Genomic DNA, 18100 nt, shown 5'->3' with positions numbered 1-18100 from the left:
AGTTCTGAGAAGCTTCAAGCAGCGACTGGTCGCCGCGCCAGCCCTTCCCGTATATGCCGTGCGAATTCCTGCGCCGCGGGCCCTACCCCATGCCTCGGCAGATGCAGGTTGATGGCAAAATTCGGCAGCGGCGGCAGGCCGGACTCCGATGGCAATATGTCGAGATCGGCTGGCACCGTGGAGGCCAGCCAGGTGGTGACGGCGAGGTCGGAGCGCACCGTCGCGGTCGTCGCGTCGATGTTGCCGTTCTCGAACACGGTGCGCCACTCCAGCCCATGCTCACCGAGCGCCGCCAGCACAGCCGGCCGGAAAGCGCAGGTGTCGGCGACGATCGACACCGGCAGCGGCCGCTTGGCGCGGGCAACGCCGCCCTTGGCACCGACCCAGACCAGCCGGTCAACGACGAGGCATTCGCCGGCCGACGGGCCGGCGCATTCCTCGATCACGGCAAGGTCGATGGTCCCGGCCGCAAGGGCAGCAGTCAATTCTGGCGACGAGGCGCAGACCAGCGATATCTCGACCTGCGGATAGGTCTCGGCATAGGTCTTCAGCACCGGCGCCAGCAAGGTGCCGACAAGGTCGTAGGGCACGCCGAGCCGCACCTGGCCGGCCACCGGTGTCCCAGCCATTTCGGCCCAAATCTCGTCATTCAAGGCCAGCAGCCGCTTGCCCCTGCCGAACAGCTGTTCACCGGCGCGCGTCAGCCGCAAGCCGCGCCGGTCGCGCTCGAAGAGGCTCGAGCCGAACGCCTCCTCCAGCCGTTTGACCTGCTGGCTGACAGCACCTTGCGTCAGGTGCAGTGCATTGGCCGCCGCTGTCATGCTGGCCTTGTCGGCGACGGTGATAAAGGTGCGGATCAGCGCCATGTCGAGATTTCGGATCATGGTTGGCATTATGCTTGCTAATGTCAACCATAGCAAACATTGCATTTACTGAAGTTCGTGCGCAGCTACGATGGCAGCCCTCCCACCGAGGACGCCGCATGCTCGAGCCCATTTTCCCGCTCATCCTGTTTGCCATCGTCGCCACCACCACGCCCGGCATCGCCACGACCCTGTCGACGGCATCGGGCGCACAGTTCGGCTTTCGCCGTTCCGTACCCCTGCTGATCGGCAGCGCCGCCGGCCTCGCCACGGTGACGAGCGCCGCCGCCGCCGGGCTCGCCGGCCTGCTGCTCGCCGTGCCCTCGCTGCAACTGGCGATGAAGGTCACCGGCTCACTTTATCTCGTCTGGCTGGCGATCAAGATCGGCCGCGGCGGACCGCCTAATCTGGATGTAACCATGGCCAGGCCGAACAGCTTTCTCGGCGGCGCCGGCATTCAATGGATGAACCCGAAGGGATGGGCGATGGGACTGGGCGCCGCGGCGTCGTTCGCGGCATTGGCCAGCGGACCGATGCAGCTCGCGCTGCTGCTCGGCGCCACTTTCGGCCTCGCGGCCGCCGCCTCGCTTTCACTGTGGTGCGTGGCCGGCATGGTGCTGGCGCGGCTGCTCAAGACCGAGTGGCAATGGCGCGCGCTCAACGTCGTGCTGGCGCTGGTGCTGGCCGCCTCGATCATTCCGATGTGGCGGTCGGTGTAAAGCGCTCAAGCCAAAACCCGCGCCAGCCCCCCACCCGGGCCTTCGGTCCGACCTCCCCACAAGGGGGAGGTAGGGAGCGCGCCTTTTCCAAGCCTCAAGGAGGGTGGCGCGCGCCCCTAACCTTCCCCCTTGTGGGGGTCCGAAGGCGGGCAGACCCGTGGCTCGCCCCGGCAAGTCGCTGCGAAGCAGCGGGCTGGGGTCCTGGTTCGCAAAGCGAACCAGCCTCTCAACCGTCAAACCCCGTAACGCGCCGCCGGCTTGTCGGCGTGCAGGCTGCCGTAGAAGGCTTGCCGGGCGCCGAGGAATGTGTCGAGCTTGGCCGCATCGGCAAGCGCGGGCACGGTGACCGCCTCGCCTTTGGCCAAGCCGACAAGTGCGGCATCGACCATGTCGTCGGCGGTCATGATGATCTCCTTCGGAACGTTTGCGATATCGGTGCCGGCAAGTTCCCAGAAATCGGTCCGGGTCGCGCCCGGCAGCACCACCTGCACCTTCACATTGGTGCCCTCGACCTCACGGTGCAGGGCTTCGGTGAAGTTGACCACATAAGCTTTGGTGCCGCTGTAGATGCCGCCGAAGGAGGTGTCGAAGGCGAGCACCGAGGCGATGTTGACGATGCCGCCGCGGTTGCGTGCCAAAAGCCCCGGCAGCACGGCGCGGGTTAGACGCGTCAAGGCGATGGTGTTGACCTTGATCATGCGCTCGGCCGCGTCGACATCGGCGGTGGCCACGACGGCCTGGCCGCCGATGCCGGCATTGTTGACCAGCAGTGTGATGCTCTCGTCGGCTGTTACAGCTTGCTCGACGCGGCGCACATCATCGTCGTTTGCAAGATCGGCGCTGATCACGCCGACCTTGCGGCTATAGGTCTGGCGCAGCTTCCCGGCCAGTTCCTCCAGCCGGTCGGCGCGCCGCGCCACCAGCACCAGATCGTAGCCCTGCCCCGCCAGCCGGTCGGCATAGACCGCGCCGATGCCCGACGAAGCACCGGTGACGACCGCCGTGCCCTTGTTGCCCTGTCCACTCATTGTCCTGTTCCTTCTTCAACTGATCTTGTTCGTTTCGAATGACCCCCGGCACCGTGGCATCTGCCGCGCTGTCGGAAAGCCGCTTGATCTGATTTAGTGGCATATACCACTAATCGTGAAGTAGGCATATGCCACTATCTTGTCAATGAGACGGGCGGGGATTATTTGAGGGGAGCAGCCGGGCCTCATTCCCCGGCGCCAGGGACCATCATGTCAAAGGACAGCCTGCCCGGCCTCACGCTCTGCAACAACGCCGCCCTGCGCCGCGCGGCGCGCAAGCTCGGCAAGTTTTATGATGATGTGGTGGAGCCGTCAGGCCTCAAGGCGACGCAGCAGGGCCTGCTTTACCAGATCCATATGGGCGATGAGCCGGCGATGGGCGCCATCGCCACGTCGCTGATCATGGACCTGTCGGCGCTCGGCCATACGCTGAAACCGCTGATCCGCGACGGCTATGTCGAGACCTTCGCCGACCCGGAGGACCGCCGCGTCAAGCGTGTACGACTGACGCCAAAGGGCCTGGACAAGATCGAGGAAGCGATGAAACTGTGGCAAATCGCCCAGCAGCGTTTCGAGGATGTCGTCGGCAAGGACAAGGCCGAAGATTTGCGCGCGGCTCTGGATGAGATCGCCGCGCTGGATTTTGATCTGCCGCCGGCCACGCCCTAAGGCCAGCGTTTGCCAAAGACTCTACTCGGCAGGCATTTCTACAGGCCGAGCCGCCCAGCGGCCGGCGACCACGACGCCAAGCCCGACGATCGGGAAGATCGCGGCGACCAGGCCGAGATCGGCCGGCGCGCCGTAGCGCAGCACGGCACCACCGACCACGGCACCCAGCGCCACGCCGAGATAGAGCGCCGAGGCGTTGAGCGACAGCACGATCGGGGCGGCATCGGGCGCCAGCTTGATGATGCGGCTCGCCTGCGCCGGCGGGAACGCCCAGCCGACGATGCCCCACGGCACCATCATCGCCATCAGCGCCGGCCCGGCAATATGGTGCGGCAGGAAGGTCGGGATGACCGACAATAAGACCAGCATGGCTGCACTCAGCGCCAGCGACCAGCCGACGGTGCGGGTCGCGCCGAACCGGTCGGCGGCCTGGCCGCCGCCAATGTTGCCGATGACGGCGCCGACGCCGAAGGCGAGCAGCATGCCGGGCAGCGCGATCTGGCTGAGACCGCCGCCCTCGATGGCAAGCGGCGCGACATAGGCAAAGACGGTGAAGGCGCCGATCAGCGCCAGCACTGTCGTCAACAGGATCGGCATCACGCCTGGACGCAGCGCTGCCGCCAGCCTGCGCTTCAAGGGCAGCCTGGTGCCAACGATGCCCTGCGGCAGCCGGTACCACAGGATCGCGCCTGCAAGCGCGCCAAGGCCGGCGATGGCAAAGAAGGTGCCGCGCCAGCCGGCGACGGTGGCAACGAGCGCGCCGAGCGGCGCACCGAGCGCAACGGCCACAGTGGTGCCGCCGACGACGACGGCGATGGCACGCGCCCGGTGATGATCATCGACCAGCGCCACCGCCGTGCCTTGCGCGGTTGCGGCGAACAGGCCCGACGACAGCGCCATGACGATGCGCGCGACCAGAAGCAGTTCGAAGGAGGAACTCAAGGCGGCGGCGATGTTGCCGATGACGAAGAACACCAGCGTCCACAGGATGACGCGGCGCCGGTCCCATTCGCCGGTCAGCGTCGCCAGGATCGGCGTGCCGACCGCATAGGCGAGCGCGAAGGCGGTAATCAGCGTGCCGGCCAGCGGAATGGAGATGCCGGCATCCGCCGCGATGTCGGGCAGAAGGCTGGAGATGACGAAGCCTTCGGTCGAGATCGTGAACGATCCGAGCGCGAGCCAGAAGAGGCGCTTGTCCATGGCGGGATGTCCTTAGTTCAAAAGTTATTGAACAATTGGACATAACAGGGCATCATGTCAATGAAGCCAGGGAAAAATAGCTGAACCTTCCTGACAGCCCTGTGTCAGCACAGGCCGGGCGGGGTTCGCGCGAGACGGAGAAAGGCCACGTGGAGCCAACAATGATGGATGCGTTGAAATCGGACCCGACTGTGCTTAGTTTCGAGCCATGACCTTGCCACACCCCAATACGGACCAGATCAGCCTGCCGATCGTGCTTGGCGTGCTCGGCGACCCGACGCGGCTTGCCATCGTGCGCTATCTCGCCAGCAAGCAGGGCGTGCCGCTGAACTGCAGCCAGTTCCTCGATTTCGGCTCGAAGACCAATCTGAGCTACCACCTCGCCAAATTGCGCGAGGCCGGCGTCACCCGCGCCGAGGTGGTCGGCACCAACCGCATGATCACACTGCGCCGGGCCGATCTCGACGCCCGCTTCCCCGGCCTGCTCGACAGCGTCATCGCCGCCGCCGGCGACGATCCCGCACTGCCGGCGGTTGGCGGCCACGATATCGAAGTGCACGCCCGACCCTGAAGGACTTGGGTTCTTCGCCCACGAACGTGGGGAAAAGGAAAAGCGGCGTCACACAGGAGCTTCCCGAAATGCGCATCGCCGTCCTCGCCGACATCCACGGCAATGTGCTGGCGCTCGACGCCGTGCTTGACGACCTGCGCCGGCGCGGCGGCGCCGAGCTGACCGTCAATCTCGGCGACAGCGTTTCCGGCCCGCTATGGCCGCGCGAAACGATGGAACGGCTGCAGGCGCTGAACCTGCCGACGGTGCGCGGCAACCACGACCGCCGTGTTGCCGCCGACCCCGCTGATGACACCATGTGGCCCTCCGACGTCTATGCGCAGGAGCGGCTGACCGAGGCACAGTGCCAGGTGCTGTTCGCCCAGCCGTTGACGCTGGAGATCGCACCCGGAATCATCGCTTTCCACGCCCGTCCCGACCATGACGAGAAATATCTCACTGATACCATCGTCAATGGCCAGCTGGTGCGCGCGCCGCTGACGGCGATCCGGCGGCGGCTGAAGGCGCTCGACCCGGCTTGCCGCGTCGCGCTGTGCGGCCACAGCCACCGCGCGGAACTGATCCGCGTCCCCGACGGTCCCGTCATCTTCAATCCGGGCAGCATCGGCTGCCCTGCCTATGACGATTCCACGCCGCCGGCGCATGTCTCCGAGCAGGGCTCGCCGCATGCGCGCTACGGCATCGTCACCTCGGGCAGCAACGGCCAGCCCGACGGCTTCGAGGCCATCGCCGTCGACTACGACCACGAGGCGGCCGCCAGGCAGGCCGAACAAGCGGACCGGCCGGAATGGGCTCACGCGCTCAGAACCGGGTTCATGGCCCTGCCCGGCTGAAGGCTGGCGAAACGGCGGCCCGATTTTCGGGCTTACATAGCGCCGCGTCGTCCCTTATAAAACCGGCCGGGCTTGCAGCGGGCTCGATCCGCCGCGGCACGGTATCAGCGCACGGCCAAACGATGAGGCGCACAGTTACGCTCCGAACAATCCTCCATGCGCTGATTGCTGCTCCGCTGCTGATGACGGCGTGGCCGGTGATTGCCCCCGCTATGGCTGAAGAGATGGCCCAAGCGGCGCCGGAGCTCGTCATCTCCGTCGTCACCGGCCTGGCGCCGGACGACCTTCTCAAGGTCCGCACCACCGCATCGCCGGTCGCCACGGTCGAGGCGCGGCTGAGCAGTGGCGACATGGTCACCAATCTCGGCTGCAACGACATCAACGGCTACAAATGGTGCAAGGTCGAGAGCACGGGCAAGGAGAAGCTGAGCGGCTGGGCGCCGGCGCGCTATCTCATCCCCCTCAATCCGAACCCCTATGTCGAAGGTGAGCCAAGACCGGCCGGTGCGCCGGTGGTTGCCTCCACCGGCAGTGGGGCCGAGCAGGCCTCGGCGCCAGATAAATCGCAGGCCATCGGCTCGGCCAACAGCCCTCAGGTCGCACCGCCCGACCTGACGGCGCGGCTTGGCGGCGCCGGTCCGGCAGCAGAAAGCACGCCGAAATCGCCAGAGGAAATCGGCCACGCCGCCATGCAGGATGCGTACCTACTGGCGCTGGCGGCGCCTGACGTCCCGCTTGATTCCGCTCCGACGCCGGCTTCTGGCCCCGAGATTCCCTGCGCCCGCTATGTCGGCCAGCCGATGGAGCGCTGCAAGGTCAGCGTGGTGCACAGCGCCGACAAGGCGAACATCACTGTGACCTGGCCCGACGGCGGCACGCGCATCATCTCCTTCCGTGCCGGCCAGCCGGCCGGTTCCGACGCGCCCGGCGACTTCCGCTTCACCAGGGAAGGCAGCCTCAACATGATCCGTGTCGGCGTCTCGGAGCGGTTTGAGATCACGGATCAGTTGGCGCTGGGGAATTAGAATTCAGGGGAGTAAGGGAGCAGGGGAAAAAGGGAGTATGTTTGGAATTCTCTCGAACCCACCCTATTCCCCTATTCCCCTATTCCCCTATTCCCCTATTCCCCTATTCCCCTATTCCCCTATTCCCCTATTCCCCTATTCCCCTATTCCCCTATTCCCCTACCTCGCATTTTCGGGGTTACATCAGTCAAAACTCTTCCCTATAAGGCCCTCCTAGCCTGATACCAGAATCGCGAGCACAACCGGCCGGGTCTTCCCGTCCCGGTTTTTTGTGCAAGCCGCCCGCCGAACGGACCTTTGACATGCCAAGACGCACTGACATCAAGTCGATCCTGATCATCGGGGCCGGCCCCATCGTCATCGGCCAGGCCTGCGAATTCGACTATTCCGGCACCCAGGCCTGCAAGGCGCTGAAGGAGGAAGGCTTCCGCGTTATCCTGGTCAATTCCAACCCGGCCACCATCATGACCGATCCGGAACTGGCCGACGCCACCTATATCGAGCCGATCACGCCTGAAGTGGTGGCCAAGATCATCGCCAAGGAGCGGCCCGACGCGCTGCTGCCGACCATGGGCGGCCAGACCGCGCTCAACACCGCTCTGTCGCTGCGCCGCATGGGCGTGCTCGAGCGCTACAATGTCGAGATGATCGGCGCCGATGCTACCGCCATCGACAAGGCCGAGGACCGCGCGCTGTTTCGCGAGGCGATGAAGAAGATCGGCCTGGAAACGCCGAAGTCGATGCTGGCCAACGCCACCGACGTCAAGAACACCGACCGCAAGACGCATGAGGCCGAGCGCGCGGCGCTCAAGGCCGAGCAGCCGGCCGATCTCGACGCCGCGCTCGATGCGCTGGAAACCCGCTGGAACCTCGGCGAAGGCGACCGCAAGCAGCGCTATATCAGCCATGGCATGGCGATCGCCGCCCAGGCGCTCGACCATGTCGGCCTGCCGGCCATCATCCGCCCGTCCTTCACCATGGGCGGCACCGGCGGCGGCATCGCCTACAACAGGGCCGAATTCTACGAGATCGTCCAGTCCGGCCTCGACGCCTCGCCGACCACCGAAGTGCTGATCGAGGAGAGCGTGCTCGGCTGGAAGGAGTATGAGATGGAGGTCGTCCGCGACAGAGCGGACAATTGCATCATCGTCTGCTCGATCGAGAACATCGACCCGATGGGCGTGCACACCGGCGACTCGATCACCGTCGCTCCTGCCCTGACTTTGACCGACAAAGAATACCAGATGATGCGCAACGCCTCGATCGCCGTGCTGCGCGAGATCGGCGTCGAGACCGGCGGCTCCAACGTGCAGTTCGCCGTCAACCCGGCCGATGGCCGCCTGGTGGTGATCGAGATGAACCCGCGCGTCTCGCGCTCGTCAGCACTTGCCTCCAAGGCGACCGGCTTCCCGATCGCCAAGATCGCGGCAAAACTCGCCGTCGGCTATACGCTGGACGAGCTGGAGAACGACATCACCGGCGGCGCCACGCCGGCCTCCTTCGAGCCGTCGATCGATTACGTCGTCACCAAGATCCCGCGCTTTGCCTTCGAGAAATTCCCCGGCGCCGAGCCGGTGCTGACCACCGCCATGAAGTCGGTGGGCGAAGTCATGGCCATCGGCCGCACCTTCCAGGAATCGCTCCAGAAGGCGCTGCGTGGACTGGAAACCGGCCTGACTGGTCTGGACGAGATCGAGATCCCCGGTCTCAGCCATGGGGGCCTCGGTTCCGCCAACCATGCCGACGACCGCAACGCCATTCGTGCAGCGCTCGGCACGCCGACGCCCGACCGGCTGCGCATGGTGGCGCAGGCGATCCGCATGGGCACCTCGTTGGAGGACGTGCACGCCATGTGCAAGATCGACCCGTGGTTCCTCGAACAGATCGCCGGCATCGTCGCCATGGAAGCCCGCATCCGCGAGCACGGCATTCCCGAGGATGCCGTCAATCTGCGCATGCTGAAGGCCATGGGCTTCTCCGATGCCCGCCTCGCGTCGCTGACGAAGACCGACGCCGAAGTGATTCAGAAAGCTCGCGAAAAGCTCGACGTTCATCCTGTTTATAAACGCATCGACACTTGTGCGGCCGAGTTCGCCTCGCCCACCGCCTACATGTACTCGACCTATGAAGTGCCGTTCGCCGGCGCGCTGGCCAACGAGGCGCAGGTCTCGTCGCGCAAGAAGGTCGTCATCCTCGGCGGCGGGCCGAACCGCATCGGCCAGGGCATCGAGTTCGACTATTGCTGCTGCCACGCCGCCTTCGCGCTGCGCGATGCCGGCTATGAGGCGATCATGATCAACTGCAACCCCGAGACGGTCTCGACCGACTATGACACCTCAGACCGGCTCTATTTCGAGCCCCTGACGGCGGAAGACGTGCTGGAGATCCTGCGCGCCGAACAGGCGTCGGGCGAGCTGGTCGGCGTCATCGTGCAGTTCGGCGGCCAGACGCCGCTGAAGCTCGCCGATGCGCTGGAGAAGGCCGGCATCCCGATCCTCGGCACCTCGCCCGACATGATCGATCTCGCCGAAGACCGCGACCGCTTCCAGAAGCTGCTGCACAAGCTGAACCTCAGCCAGCCGAAGAACGGCATCGCCTATTCGGTCGAGCAGGCCCGCCTGGTTGCCGGCGAGCTCGGCTTCCCGCTGGTGGTGCGCCCGTCCTATGTGCTGGGCGGCCGCGCCATGCAGATCATTCATGACGAGGGCATGCTGCAGACCTACCTGCTCGACACCGTGCCCGGCCTGGTGCCGGAGGACATCAAGCAGAAATACCCCAACGACAAGACCGGCCAGATCAACACGCTGCTGGGCAAGAACCCGCTGCTGTTCGACACCTATCTCAGTGGCGCCATCGAGGTCGATGTCGACTGCCTCTGCGACGGCAAGTCGACCTTCGTCTCCGGCATTCTGGAACACATCGAGGAAGCCGGCATCCATTCGGGCGACAGTGCCTGCTCGCTGCCGGTGCACTCGCTGCCTTCCGAACTGGTCGACGAGCTGGAGCGCCAGACGGCAGCCCTTGCCCGCGCGCTCAATGTCGGCGGCCTGATGAACGTGCAATACGCGATCAAGGACGGCACGGTCTATGTGCTGGAGGTCAACCCGCGCGCGTCACGCACCGTGCCGTTCGTCGCCAAGACCATCGGCCGGCCGATCGCGAAAATCGCCGCCCGCATCATGGCCGGCGAAAAACTGGAAGACGCCTTCGCCCATTACGGCGCGATGCCTGATCCCAGGAACCCCGGCCACATCGCGGTCAAGGAAGCCGTGTTCCCCTTCGCCCGCTTCCCCGGCGTCGACATCCTGCTCGGCCCGGAAATGCGCTCGACCGGCGAGGTCATGGGCCTCGACCGCGATTTTGCGCTGGCCTTCGCCAAGAGCCAGTTGGGCGCCGGCGTCGACCTGCCGCGCTCCGGCACGCTGTTCGTCTCGGTGCGCGACGAGGACAAGAAAGGCATCCTGCCGGCGGTCAAGCGCCTCGCCGGCCTCGGCTTCAAGGTGCTGGCGACCTCAGGCACCGCCCGCTTCCTCGCCGAAAACGGCGTCGACGCCCAAAAAATCAACAAGGTCCTGGAAGGCCGCCCCCACATCGAAGACGCCATCCGCAACCGCCAGGTCCAGATCGTCTTCAACACCACGGATGGCCAGAAGGCGGTGTCGGACTCCAAGTCGCTCCGCCGTGCCACGCTGATGCAGAAGGTGCCGTATTATACGACGCTGTCGGGAGCGGCCGCGGTGGCGGAGGCTATTGCGGCGCTGAAGGCGGGGAGTTTGGAAGTGCGGCCGCTGCAGGAGTATTTTGCGTGAGGAGCTAGCGTGGGCCTGCCATCACCCGAAACCAGTCTTTGATAGTAAGATGAAGACGGTCGACTTCGTCTTCGGCCAAAAAACCACAATGGGCGATCGTACCACGTAACACGTTAAGCTGATGCAGTACCCTTGATAGGGCTGGTTGGTTACTCATGATGCCGGCGAAATTCGCCCAGTTTTTTCTTATTATGTCCCCAAGCTGTCCAAAAGTAGTATAGTCTATTTCCCGCTCGGAGCGGATCGAGAGAGCCAGCTCCAGTTCTCTTTTACGATTCTTATCAACCTCGTCTTTAATCACCTGATCGACACAAGTATCCCACCAGGATCGGCCATAAGATTCCTCTAATGTCTCTTGGATTATTCTTCTAATCTCGTTCTCTACGAGATAGAATAATTCATAGTATGATGCCATCTTCGAAGCACGAGAACGGCTCTCCCTAGAAAATTGCGCCAGGTGCTCGTCGTAAACCGCAGCAGCATCCGTACGATTCATGCCTAAGGGAGAGCCGTCAGCCTGATCAAATTTCTCCACTTCCGCCTGGATTACAGCGCATTTCAGAATGTATAGCTCCAATTTATGAAGGTCTATCATTTTATCAGGTTTTCCCTGATGCTTCGAAATACTGTGTTGTATATTTCTATGTTTGTAGTCGCAGGTAGAACCAAATTAATCTGATATGAGATACCGTTAAGGCTTAGCTGAGGGGCGCTAATGCGATCCGGTGTAGAACTCATCGAATCTGAGTTCGCGGGGGCGTTTACGGCAGCAGCCTTATTCTCATCAGCTCCTTGCGCATACTCTTGGAACGCACTGAAAGTACCGTAAATATAGCCAACAACTTTGTCCGCACGATTTAGCCCAGTGATGCTGACGATTGCGTCGATAATCTTGTCGCGATCGGCCTTGTGCGCGTACTGATTCCGTTTAAAAATTTCGGAAAAGCCCGTCTTCAACGCGTGGAGTGCAGCTGAAGCCCTGCCTCCGTCAGTTTGAAATTCAGAGTAGTAGTTGGTAGGTGTGCCATCACTAGTTAAGAATCCAACCCTTTTCAAAATAGGTATAACTGGTATTGAACTTCCACCAGTTATCTCAAATACAGTGTTCAGGAAGTCTCTATTAAATTTTGGCGGTCTCTCGCTGACAGGTATTTTCTGAATCGCCCTTTTAAACACGCCAACACTAGACGTGTATGGCATGTTTCCGGGTATCTCTCGATTGGGTACTGCCTTCTTTTCGTCTTTCACAGCGGCCACGGCTGCGTTTGAACCAGTTTCTTTTTCTGCCACTTTCCCCTCCTGCCCTATTCGAAATATTATAAACTGACTGGCATTACATGCAATCCTCCGGCCACTCTATCGCTGCGCCCGACACCGGCAGCTCCTTCATCTGTTTTTTGTACATATTGAGTGCCTGCAGCATCTTCTTGGCGAATCGCCCACGCCGTATTGGTGAAGCCCCTCAAGCCACAGCCACACACTCGATCTCGATATCAAACTCCATCGGCCAAGACGCCACAGGCACAAAACTGCGCGCCGGCGGGTTGACGCTAAAGTACCTCGCATAAACCCGGTTGATGGCGTTGTAGAAGCCGGAATTGACGGCGTAGATGCGCACCATCACCACATTGTCGAGCGAGGTGCCGGCCGCTTCCAGGCAATGCTTCAGCGCCTTCAGCGACGCCTCGGTCTGCACCTCGATGTCGCCGCGCACCATCTCGCCGGTCACCATGTCCACCGGCGGCGTCGCCGAGATGAACACGAAGCCGTTGGCCTTGACCGCCGTCGAACAGGGCAGGCCGAGCGCCCGCACCTTGTCCGACATGACCGGCACTTCGATGATTTCTTTCTTCATGGCAAATCTCCCTTGTTTGCAGGGAGCTTATCCCCGCACTGGCGGAACGCCAGCGCCGTTCTTCCCTTCTCCCCTTGTGGGAGAAGGTGGATCGGCGCGTTAGCGCCGAGACGGTTGAGGGGTGTTCCAGCGGAGTGAGACGTCGGCGTTTCCTGGAACACCCCTCATCCGACCTCGCTTCGCGAGGCCACCTTCTCCCACAGGGGGAGAAGGAAGATGCGGCGCTAAAGAAAACCAATGAACCGTCCGGCGAAAAGCACGGACGTCCACAGCAGCATCGAGAGCACGGCGAGAGCGGTTCCGCCTGCCGGCTCGCCACCGCCTGTTGCGCGGCGCAAGCGCATGAAGGCGAGGAAGTTGCCGCCGGCGAGAAGGATGAGTGCCATCTTGGCGAGGAAAACCGGCATCGCCGCATAGGTGCCCGCCTTGACCGAAAACAGCAGCGAGCCTGTGACGAGCGCACCCGCGAACGCACTTAATGCAATGCGGCGCAGCAGCGCGACGAATGCGGCTTGCGGCAGCGAACGGAAGGCGCCGCAGATCCTGAGGTCCATGAGAACGACGCTGGTCAGCAGCGCACCGATCGACATGATGTGGAGCGCATTGACTATGGGATAGGCGACGAAGGAAGCCTTCAGCCACCGCGCCAAGGCGAGTTGCTCGATGCCGGCGAGAAGCTCCGTCATCTAGGCCGGCGGCACACGGTCGGGATAAACGTCATACGTCTTGCCGCCGACGATGACGCGCACCGCTTTCATGCGCTTTTCGGTCGCCTCGAGCGAGCGGTTGCCGATCGCGGTCACCTCGTCGCCGACCTTGGCCACCTCCTCCGTGAAGCCGGCGGCGATCGTGCGTGATGGCGGCGCCATCTCCACCCGCCAGGCCTCACCCTCCGCGTCGACATCCAGCGTGGCGTGCGGATTGCCGATATAGATGGCCGTGATCTTGCCCTTGAGTTCGAAAAACCCATCCTGTGTCCACGACCAGCCGTGATGGGCATAGGCCGCGGTGCCGGCGGCAAGCATCACGGCCGCCGTCAGCGCGACGCTGCGAATTGCCTTGAACTGCATCGCTCGTCTCCTCGGTTCATCCCGCAGGCACTTGAGAGTAGGACACGGCGCGGCAACGTCAAATCATATCGAGCGAAAGACCGGACCGCCAAGCGCCCGCCCAATCGCCGGCATGACGCCTTGTTAATGACACCCATGCGCGCCACTCTCTCTTTCCTGGCCGTTCTTCCCCTGGGCTGAAGATCGGACTCCCATCGGAAACGAGGCGAACATGAGCAGCATGAGAGACCGTCAGGAAGGCTTCGAAAAGAAGTTTGCGATGGACGAGGAAACGAAGTTCAGGGCCATGGCGCGCCGCAACAAGCTGCTCGGCCTGTGGGCCGCCGAACAGCTCGGCAAATCCGGTGCTGACGCCGACGCCTATGCCAAGGAAGTCGTGCACGCGGATTTCGAAGAGGCAGGCGACAACGATGTGTTCCGCAAGGTCCGCGCCGACTTCGACGCGGCGGGCATCGCCCAGTCGGATGGCCAGATACGCACCGCCATGGAAACCCTGCTGGTGACCGCGGTCGAGCAGATCAGATCGACCTGAGCATCGCTCAGCCTTGATCGGTATAGGGCGTGCCGTGCTTAAGGCACAGGGCCACATTGTGGTGTTGGTTGGCCAAGCGGGCTGGCTTCCATCGTAGCGCTCTACGGCGCCCCCTCTGTCCTGCCGGGCAGGACAGAGGGGGCGCCATAGTGAACCGCCCTCACCCCTGATGCGCGGCGGCCAGTTCCTTCACGTGTTTTTCGTGCATCTGCAGCGTCGGCAGGGTTTTCTTGGCGAATTCCTTCATTGCCGGGTCGTCGCCGGATTTCGCATAGCCGCTGAACAGCGCGACGGCCTCCTTGTGGGCGTTGGTCTGCATCTCGATGTATTTGGCCTGGAACTGATCGCCGCTGGCGCCCTTCAGCTCATCGAGCATCTTTTGCTCCTTGGGCTGCAGGGCCGGACCGGACGGTGCGGTGGCCGAGGTTGTCTGGCCCTGGGCAAGCGCCGCCTTGAATTCCTCGCCGGCCTTGGTGTGATCGGCGATCATCTGTTTGGCGAACGCCTTGACGTCGGCGTCGGTTGCCTGTTGCTCGGCGAGTTTGCTGGACTCGATCTCGAACTCATTGGCGCTCGGCACCGTCTTGATGAAGGTCGAAGTGTCGACCTTCGTCGTGGCGGCGAGCGGCGTGGTCGTGGCGGTCGTGTTCGACTGGGCAAAGGCGGGCGCGCCGGCAAGCAATGCTGCTGCGGTCAGAATGGTAAGCGTCTTCATGGCATGTCTCCGGTTGGCATTGTCCCTCGGACAATCCAACGTCGCTTGGGCACTCCGGTTGCAGGTCATGAGGAAGAAGCCTGCGCGTGTCGCCTCGATTACCCGAACCGCGGCGGCTGACCAGAGCTGCCTTTCAGTGGCAGCAAGCCTCGCCATATTGCAGCTGCTCGTTCCAGTTCGGGCGGCCTTCAGGCGTGAAATCCATCAGGTTCCACAGCGTTTCGCAGGTGCCGAGGCCACGCGGATCCTGACCGGGCTCCGTCGGTGCGAAATCCAGTTCCGAACTCCAGAAATGGCGTATGCCGTCGCCGTCGCGGTGAAACACTGACAGCAGCGGGATCTGTGAGCCGTCGGCCGCCTCCGCATTGTAGTCGCGCTTGAAGCTGTTGGCCGCCGAAGACACCAGCCGCATGTTGCGCCAGCCCCGATCTCGACCGAGCGTGACCAGGTTTTCGAGCGCGGTCTTGCCCACCACCGCGAAATTGAAGCCGGCCGCCTGGAGATGCCCGACCGCGCCGTCGAACTGATCGAGCAATGCCGTGCAGGACGGACATGGCTGGTCCGGTCGGGCGAGCTTCGCCGTGCCGCCGCTGGTCGCCACATCGCGCTTCTCCTGCGGGTGGCGCGGGAACATCATGTTGTAGAGGATCAGGCTGTCCTTGCCGGGCGCGAACAGCTCCGACAGCCTTGTCTTCGCGGGCTTGCCGTGGGCATCCAGTGCGTCGAATTCATAGTCCTGGCGGATCAGCCCGCCCGGCGGCAGCGCGCGCCGGGCCTCGGCGACCTCTTCCATGGCGCGGCGCAGCTCGATTTCCTTCTTCAGCAATTTTTCGCGCGCGGTGCGGTATTTCGCGGATTCGTTGGGAAAGGTGATCATGATCGGCTCCTTCAAGTCGCGGCGCCGGCGTCCCGGCGCGGTTGCTCTGCGACCCAAGGACGTTTGGCGGTGATCGGCTCCGACATTTATTGCGCATGGTGATATGTCGTAATCCCTGTTCGGGCAGCGTGATCCGGGGGACGAAATGCACGACGACGAGATCGATCTGCGCTGCCCGCAAGTGGTGGCCGACAATGCCGCCAAGGGCCTCAGACTGCGCGGAGAATTCGGCCGCGGCGGCACCGAGATCGGCGTCGCCCGCGCCACCGAACTGAAAAACCGGGAAAAGCTCGCGCCCTCCACCATTCGCCGCATGGTCAGCTATTTCGCCCGCCACGAGGTCGACAAGCGCGGCAGGAACTACGGCAATGAGCAGAACCCTTCGGCCGGCTACATCGCCTGGCTGCTGTGGGGCGGCGATGAAGGCCGCACCTGGGCGCTTGATCTCAAGCAGAAGATCGGCAACGCGCCGGACATCTGACAACGGTCCGCACTACGCTGACCGCTCCTCACCCCTTCACACCGCCGGCGGTCAGGCCGGAGACGATCTTGCGCTGGAAGATCAGCACCAGCACCACCAGCGGCACCGTGACGATCACCGAGGCGGCCATGATGTTGCCCCACGGGATCTCGAACTGCGAGTTGCCGGAGAGCAGCGCGATCGCCACCGGCACGGTCCGCTGTACGTTGTTGGAGGTGAAGGTCAGGGCAAACAGGAACTCGTTCCACGCACCGATGAAGGCCAGCAGTCCGGTGGTCGCCAGCGCCGGCCACATCAGCGGCAGGAAGACCCGGGTGACGATGATCCACGGCGTCGCGCCGTCGAGGATCGCCGCCTCCTCGACCTCGACCGGCAGGTCGCGGACGAAGGTGGTGAGCACCCAGACGGTGAACGGCAAGGTGAAGATCATGTAGGAGAAGATCAGCGCGAACAGCGAATTGTAGAGGCCGAAGATGCGGACCAGTTCGAACAGCCCGGCCAGCAGCGCCACCTGCGGGAACATCGACACCGACAGGATGATGAACAGCAGGGCCGAGCGGCCGCGGAATCGAATGCGCGCCAGCGCGTAGGCTGATGTGACGCCGAGCAACAGCGACAGCGCGACGACTGCGCCGGAGACGAAGAGCGAGTTCGCGAGGTTGCGCACGAAGGCGCCCTCGATCAGCACGTTCCGGTAATTGGCGAAACTGATCGTCGTTGGCCACAGATCAGCCCGGAACAGATCGGTCCCGGATTTCAGGCTGGTGACGATCGCGTAATAGAACGGGAACACCGCGACGAAGACGATGACCGCGACCAGCAGGTAAAAGGCCGTGCGCTTTACGATCCACATCTCAGCGGTCCCCCGTCCAGGCTGATCCGGCCGATCCGGATGGTGACGATGGTAAGCAGAGCGAGAATGAGGAAGAGCAGGGTCGAGGCGGCGGAGCCATAGGCGAACTTGTCGAACTCGAACAGGTTCTCGCGGGCGAACACCGACATCGACTTGGTGTGCACATTGTTGGGCGTCAGCACATAGATCAGGTCGAAGATGCGCAGTGCATCGAGCGCGCGGAAGATCACCGCCACCAACAGCGCGGGGCGGATCAGCGGCAAGGTCACCCGCCAGAAGATCTGCCAGGGGTTGGCGCCGTCGAGCCTGGCGACCTCGATGATCTCCCTCGGCAGCATCTGCAGCGCGGCCAGGATGAGCAGCGTCATGAATGGCGTCGCCTTCCAGATATCGACGATGAGGACCGCCGCCATCGCGGTGTCGGCGTTGGCCGTCCAGGCGATCTTGGTGCTGATCAGGCCAAGATTGAGCAGCACCACATTGATGATGCCGAACTGGTCGTTGAGCATCCATTGCCACATCTTCGCCGAGACGATCGTCGGGATCGCCCAGGGGATCAGGATCGCCGCCCTGACGATGCCGCGGCCTCTGAATTCGGCGTTGAGAACCAGGGCAACGATGGTGCCGAGGATGGTCTCGCAGGTCACCGAAATCACGGTGAAGCGCACCGTGTTCCAGACGGCACGCCACCAGACAGGGTCGACCAGCAACCCGTCATAGAGGGTCCGGCCGCTTGGCATGTGAAGTACCGAAAAGTAATTGGCGAAGCCGACCCATTGGCGCGCGTCGAGATCGGCCAGCGAGGCGTCGGTGAAGCTGAAATAGACCGTGCGGGCAAGCGGCCAGCCGGCCGCCGCGGCGAGCACCAGAAGCATTGGCGCCAGGAAAAGCCACGCCGAGCGAACGCGCTGTGCCCTCAACGGCGCGTGCGCGGCCTTGGCTGTTTCCGGTTTCATCCCTGTCATCTCGCTCCGCTCGCTGCGGTCCCGCCGGCCGGCTG

20 protein-coding genes are annotated in these 18100 nt (G+C 63.3%); 8 read left to right on the top strand and 12 right to left on the bottom strand.

Annotated features, from left to right (window positions below; all coding sequences use genetic code 11):
• Positions 1-14 precede the first annotated feature (14 nt).
• Positions 15-884 (bottom strand): LysR family transcriptional regulator, encoded by an 870-nt coding sequence (locus AC0NIL_RS11785; protein WP_024504120.1) that lies wholly within the window; start codon positions 882-884, stop codon positions 15-17.
• A 98-nt stretch (positions 885-982) separates the two neighbouring features.
• Between AC0NIL_RS11785 and AC0NIL_RS11780 the strand changes: the two genes are divergently transcribed.
• Positions 983-1582: a LysE family translocator gene (locus tag AC0NIL_RS11780; RefSeq protein ID WP_473574082.1), complete on the top strand. Its 600-nt coding sequence runs from the start codon at positions 983-985 to the stop codon at positions 1580-1582.
• A 233-nt stretch (positions 1583-1815) separates the two neighbouring features.
• Here the strand turns inward: AC0NIL_RS11780 and AC0NIL_RS11775 are convergent, their stop codons facing one another.
• On the bottom strand, positions 1816-2610 hold the full coding sequence (locus AC0NIL_RS11775) for an SDR family NAD(P)-dependent oxidoreductase (RefSeq protein WP_013530115.1): 795 nt from the start codon (positions 2608-2610) through the stop codon (positions 1816-1818).
• Positions 2611-2820: 210 nt separating this feature from the next.
• Here AC0NIL_RS11775 and AC0NIL_RS11770 point away from each other — a divergent pair, with 210 nt between their 5' ends.
• A complete protein-coding gene (locus AC0NIL_RS11770; RefSeq protein ID WP_024504123.1) occupies positions 2821-3279 on the top strand; it encodes a MarR family winged helix-turn-helix transcriptional regulator in 459 nt (152 codons plus the stop codon).
• Positions 3280-3300: 21 nt separating this feature from the next.
• Here the strand turns inward: AC0NIL_RS11770 and AC0NIL_RS11765 are convergent, their stop codons facing one another.
• Positions 3301-4479 carry an MFS transporter gene (locus AC0NIL_RS11765; protein WP_013530113.1) on the bottom strand — a complete coding sequence of 393 codons (1179 nt, stop codon included), beginning with the start codon at positions 4477-4479 and terminating at the stop codon, positions 3301-3303.
• Between the two features lie 208 nt (positions 4480-4687).
• Here AC0NIL_RS11765 and AC0NIL_RS11760 point away from each other — a divergent pair, with 208 nt between their 5' ends.
• The 4 genes from AC0NIL_RS11760 to carB all read left to right on the top strand — a co-directional run bounded on the left by AC0NIL_RS11760 (position 4688) and on the right by carB (position 10717).
• Positions 4688-5050 carry an ArsR/SmtB family transcription factor gene (locus AC0NIL_RS11760; protein ID WP_013530112.1) on the top strand — a complete coding sequence of 121 codons (363 nt, stop codon included), beginning with the start codon at positions 4688-4690 and terminating at the stop codon, positions 5048-5050.
• A gap of 68 nt (positions 5051-5118) precedes the next feature.
• Entirely contained in the window at positions 5119-5883 is a 765-nt protein-coding gene (locus AC0NIL_RS11755) for a metallophosphoesterase family protein (RefSeq protein WP_473574083.1), read from the top strand.
• Between the two features lie 122 nt (positions 5884-6005).
• Positions 6006-6908, top strand: coding sequence for an SH3 domain-containing protein (locus tag AC0NIL_RS11750; protein ID WP_473574084.1), 903 nt, complete (start codon positions 6006-6008; stop codon positions 6906-6908).
• Between the two features lie 302 nt (positions 6909-7210).
• On the top strand, positions 7211-10717 hold the full coding sequence (gene carB / locus AC0NIL_RS11745) for a carbamoyl-phosphate synthase large subunit (protein ID WP_473573538.1): 3507 nt from the start codon (positions 7211-7213) through the stop codon (positions 10715-10717).
• A 4-nt stretch (positions 10718-10721) separates the two neighbouring features.
• Here carB and AC0NIL_RS11740 read toward each other — a convergent pair whose 3' ends face one another.
• The 5 genes from AC0NIL_RS11740 to AC0NIL_RS11720 form a co-directional block, all read right to left on the bottom strand.
• On the bottom strand, positions 10722-11312 hold the full coding sequence (locus AC0NIL_RS11740) for a Swt1 family HEPN domain-containing protein (RefSeq protein WP_127368183.1): 591 nt from the start codon (positions 11310-11312) through the stop codon (positions 10722-10724).
• Positions 11309-12007, bottom strand: coding sequence for a DUF5343 domain-containing protein (locus AC0NIL_RS11735; RefSeq protein WP_473573539.1), 699 nt, complete (start codon positions 12005-12007; stop codon positions 11309-11311). The genes AC0NIL_RS11740 and AC0NIL_RS11735 overlap by 4 nt, the downstream gene beginning before the upstream one ends.
• 172 nt (positions 12008-12179) lie before the next feature.
• Complete coding sequence (locus AC0NIL_RS11730) at positions 12180-12572, bottom strand: Rid family hydrolase (RefSeq protein WP_063172891.1); 393 nt, start codon at positions 12570-12572, stop codon at positions 12180-12182.
• Positions 12573-12796: 224 nt separating this feature from the next.
• Positions 12797-13258, bottom strand: coding sequence for a hypothetical protein (locus AC0NIL_RS11725; RefSeq protein WP_473573540.1), 462 nt, complete (start codon positions 13256-13258; stop codon positions 12797-12799).
• The gene (locus AC0NIL_RS11720; protein ID WP_063172893.1) at positions 13259-13642 is read right to left on the bottom strand and encodes a DUF6152 family protein; all 384 of its coding nucleotides are present in this window, start codon (positions 13640-13642) and stop codon (positions 13259-13261) included.
• A 211-nt stretch (positions 13643-13853) separates the two neighbouring features.
• On the opposite strand from AC0NIL_RS11720, the gene AC0NIL_RS11715 reads away from it, so the two are divergent.
• On the top strand, positions 13854-14174 hold the full coding sequence (locus AC0NIL_RS11715) for a DUF1476 domain-containing protein (protein WP_473573541.1): 321 nt from the start codon (positions 13854-13856) through the stop codon (positions 14172-14174).
• A gap of 160 nt (positions 14175-14334) precedes the next feature.
• Here the strand turns inward: AC0NIL_RS11715 and AC0NIL_RS11710 are convergent, their stop codons facing one another.
• Together AC0NIL_RS11710 and AC0NIL_RS11705 are read right to left on the bottom strand one after the other, a co-directional pair.
• Positions 14335-14889 carry a DUF4142 domain-containing protein gene (locus tag AC0NIL_RS11710; protein ID WP_473573542.1) on the bottom strand — a complete coding sequence of 185 codons (555 nt, stop codon included), beginning with the start codon at positions 14887-14889 and terminating at the stop codon, positions 14335-14337.
• Between the two features lie 133 nt (positions 14890-15022).
• The gene (locus AC0NIL_RS11705) at positions 15023-15766 is read right to left on the bottom strand and encodes a DUF899 family protein (RefSeq protein WP_473573543.1); all 744 of its coding nucleotides are present in this window, start codon (positions 15764-15766) and stop codon (positions 15023-15025) included.
• A 145-nt stretch (positions 15767-15911) separates the two neighbouring features.
• Between AC0NIL_RS11705 and AC0NIL_RS11700 the strand changes: the two genes are divergently transcribed.
• Positions 15912-16247, top strand: a complete 336-nt coding sequence (locus tag AC0NIL_RS11700; RefSeq protein WP_013530101.1) for a hypothetical protein — start codon at positions 15912-15914, stop codon at positions 16245-16247.
• Between the two features lie 28 nt (positions 16248-16275).
• Here the strand turns inward: AC0NIL_RS11700 and AC0NIL_RS11695 are convergent, their stop codons facing one another.
• On the bottom strand, positions 16276-17100 hold the full coding sequence (locus AC0NIL_RS11695; RefSeq protein ID WP_473573544.1) for a carbohydrate ABC transporter permease: 825 nt from the start codon (positions 17098-17100) through the stop codon (positions 16276-16278).
• Positions 17088-18065 (bottom strand): carbohydrate ABC transporter permease, encoded by a 978-nt coding sequence (locus tag AC0NIL_RS11690; RefSeq protein ID WP_473573545.1) that lies wholly within the window; start codon positions 18063-18065, stop codon positions 17088-17090. The genes AC0NIL_RS11695 and AC0NIL_RS11690 overlap by 13 nt, the downstream gene beginning before the upstream one ends.
• Between the last annotated feature and the right edge of the window lie 35 nt (positions 18066-18100).

It is taken from the genome of Mesorhizobium sp. WSM1343, from assembly GCF_055901535.1.
This window is presented reverse-complemented; position numbering and strand designations above follow the sequence as displayed.

Excerpts from the sequence above, each read along its gene's own strand:
- AC0NIL_RS11785 (WP_024504120.1), bottom strand. The coding sequence starts at position 884 with ATGATCCGAAATCTCGACATGGCGCTGATCCGCACCTTTATCACCGTC.
- AC0NIL_RS11780 (WP_473574082.1), top strand. The coding sequence starts at position 983 with ATGCTCGAGCCCATTTTCCCGCTCATCCTGTTTGCCATCGTCGCCACC.
- AC0NIL_RS11775 (WP_013530115.1), bottom strand. The coding sequence starts at position 2,610 with ATGAGTGGACAGGGCAACAAGGGCACGGCGGTCGTCACCGGTGCTTCG.
- AC0NIL_RS11770 (WP_024504123.1), top strand. The coding sequence starts at position 2,821 with ATGTCAAAGGACAGCCTGCCCGGCCTCACGCTCTGCAACAACGCCGCC.
- AC0NIL_RS11765 (WP_013530113.1), bottom strand. The coding sequence starts at position 4,479 with ATGGACAAGCGCCTCTTCTGGCTCGCGCTCGGATCGTTCACGATCTCG.
- AC0NIL_RS11760 (WP_013530112.1), top strand. The coding sequence starts at position 4,688 with ATGACCTTGCCACACCCCAATACGGACCAGATCAGCCTGCCGATCGTG.
- AC0NIL_RS11755 (WP_473574083.1), top strand. The coding sequence starts at position 5,119 with ATGCGCATCGCCGTCCTCGCCGACATCCACGGCAATGTGCTGGCGCTC.
- AC0NIL_RS11750 (WP_473574084.1), top strand. The coding sequence starts at position 6,006 with ATGAGGCGCACAGTTACGCTCCGAACAATCCTCCATGCGCTGATTGCT.
- carB (WP_473573538.1), top strand. The coding sequence starts at position 7,211 with ATGCCAAGACGCACTGACATCAAGTCGATCCTGATCATCGGGGCCGGC.
- AC0NIL_RS11740 (WP_127368183.1), bottom strand. The coding sequence starts at position 11,312 with ATGATAGACCTTCATAAATTGGAGCTATACATTCTGAAATGCGCTGTA.
- AC0NIL_RS11730 (WP_063172891.1), bottom strand. The coding sequence starts at position 12,572 with ATGAAGAAAGAAATCATCGAAGTGCCGGTCATGTCGGACAAGGTGCGG.
- AC0NIL_RS11725 (WP_473573540.1), bottom strand. The coding sequence starts at position 13,258 with ATGACGGAGCTTCTCGCCGGCATCGAGCAACTCGCCTTGGCGCGGTGG.
- AC0NIL_RS11720 (WP_063172893.1), bottom strand. The coding sequence starts at position 13,642 with ATGCAGTTCAAGGCAATTCGCAGCGTCGCGCTGACGGCGGCCGTGATG.
- AC0NIL_RS11715 (WP_473573541.1), top strand. The coding sequence starts at position 13,854 with ATGAGCAGCATGAGAGACCGTCAGGAAGGCTTCGAAAAGAAGTTTGCG.
- AC0NIL_RS11710 (WP_473573542.1), bottom strand. The coding sequence starts at position 14,889 with ATGAAGACGCTTACCATTCTGACCGCAGCAGCATTGCTTGCCGGCGCG.
- AC0NIL_RS11705 (WP_473573543.1), bottom strand. The coding sequence starts at position 15,766 with ATGATCACCTTTCCCAACGAATCCGCGAAATACCGCACCGCGCGCGAA.
- AC0NIL_RS11700 (WP_013530101.1), top strand. The coding sequence starts at position 15,912 with ATGCACGACGACGAGATCGATCTGCGCTGCCCGCAAGTGGTGGCCGAC.
- AC0NIL_RS11695 (WP_473573544.1), bottom strand. The coding sequence starts at position 17,100 with ATGTGGATCGTAAAGCGCACGGCCTTTTACCTGCTGGTCGCGGTCATC.
- AC0NIL_RS11690 (WP_473573545.1), bottom strand. The coding sequence starts at position 18,065 with ATGACAGGGATGAAACCGGAAACAGCCAAGGCCGCGCACGCGCCGTTG.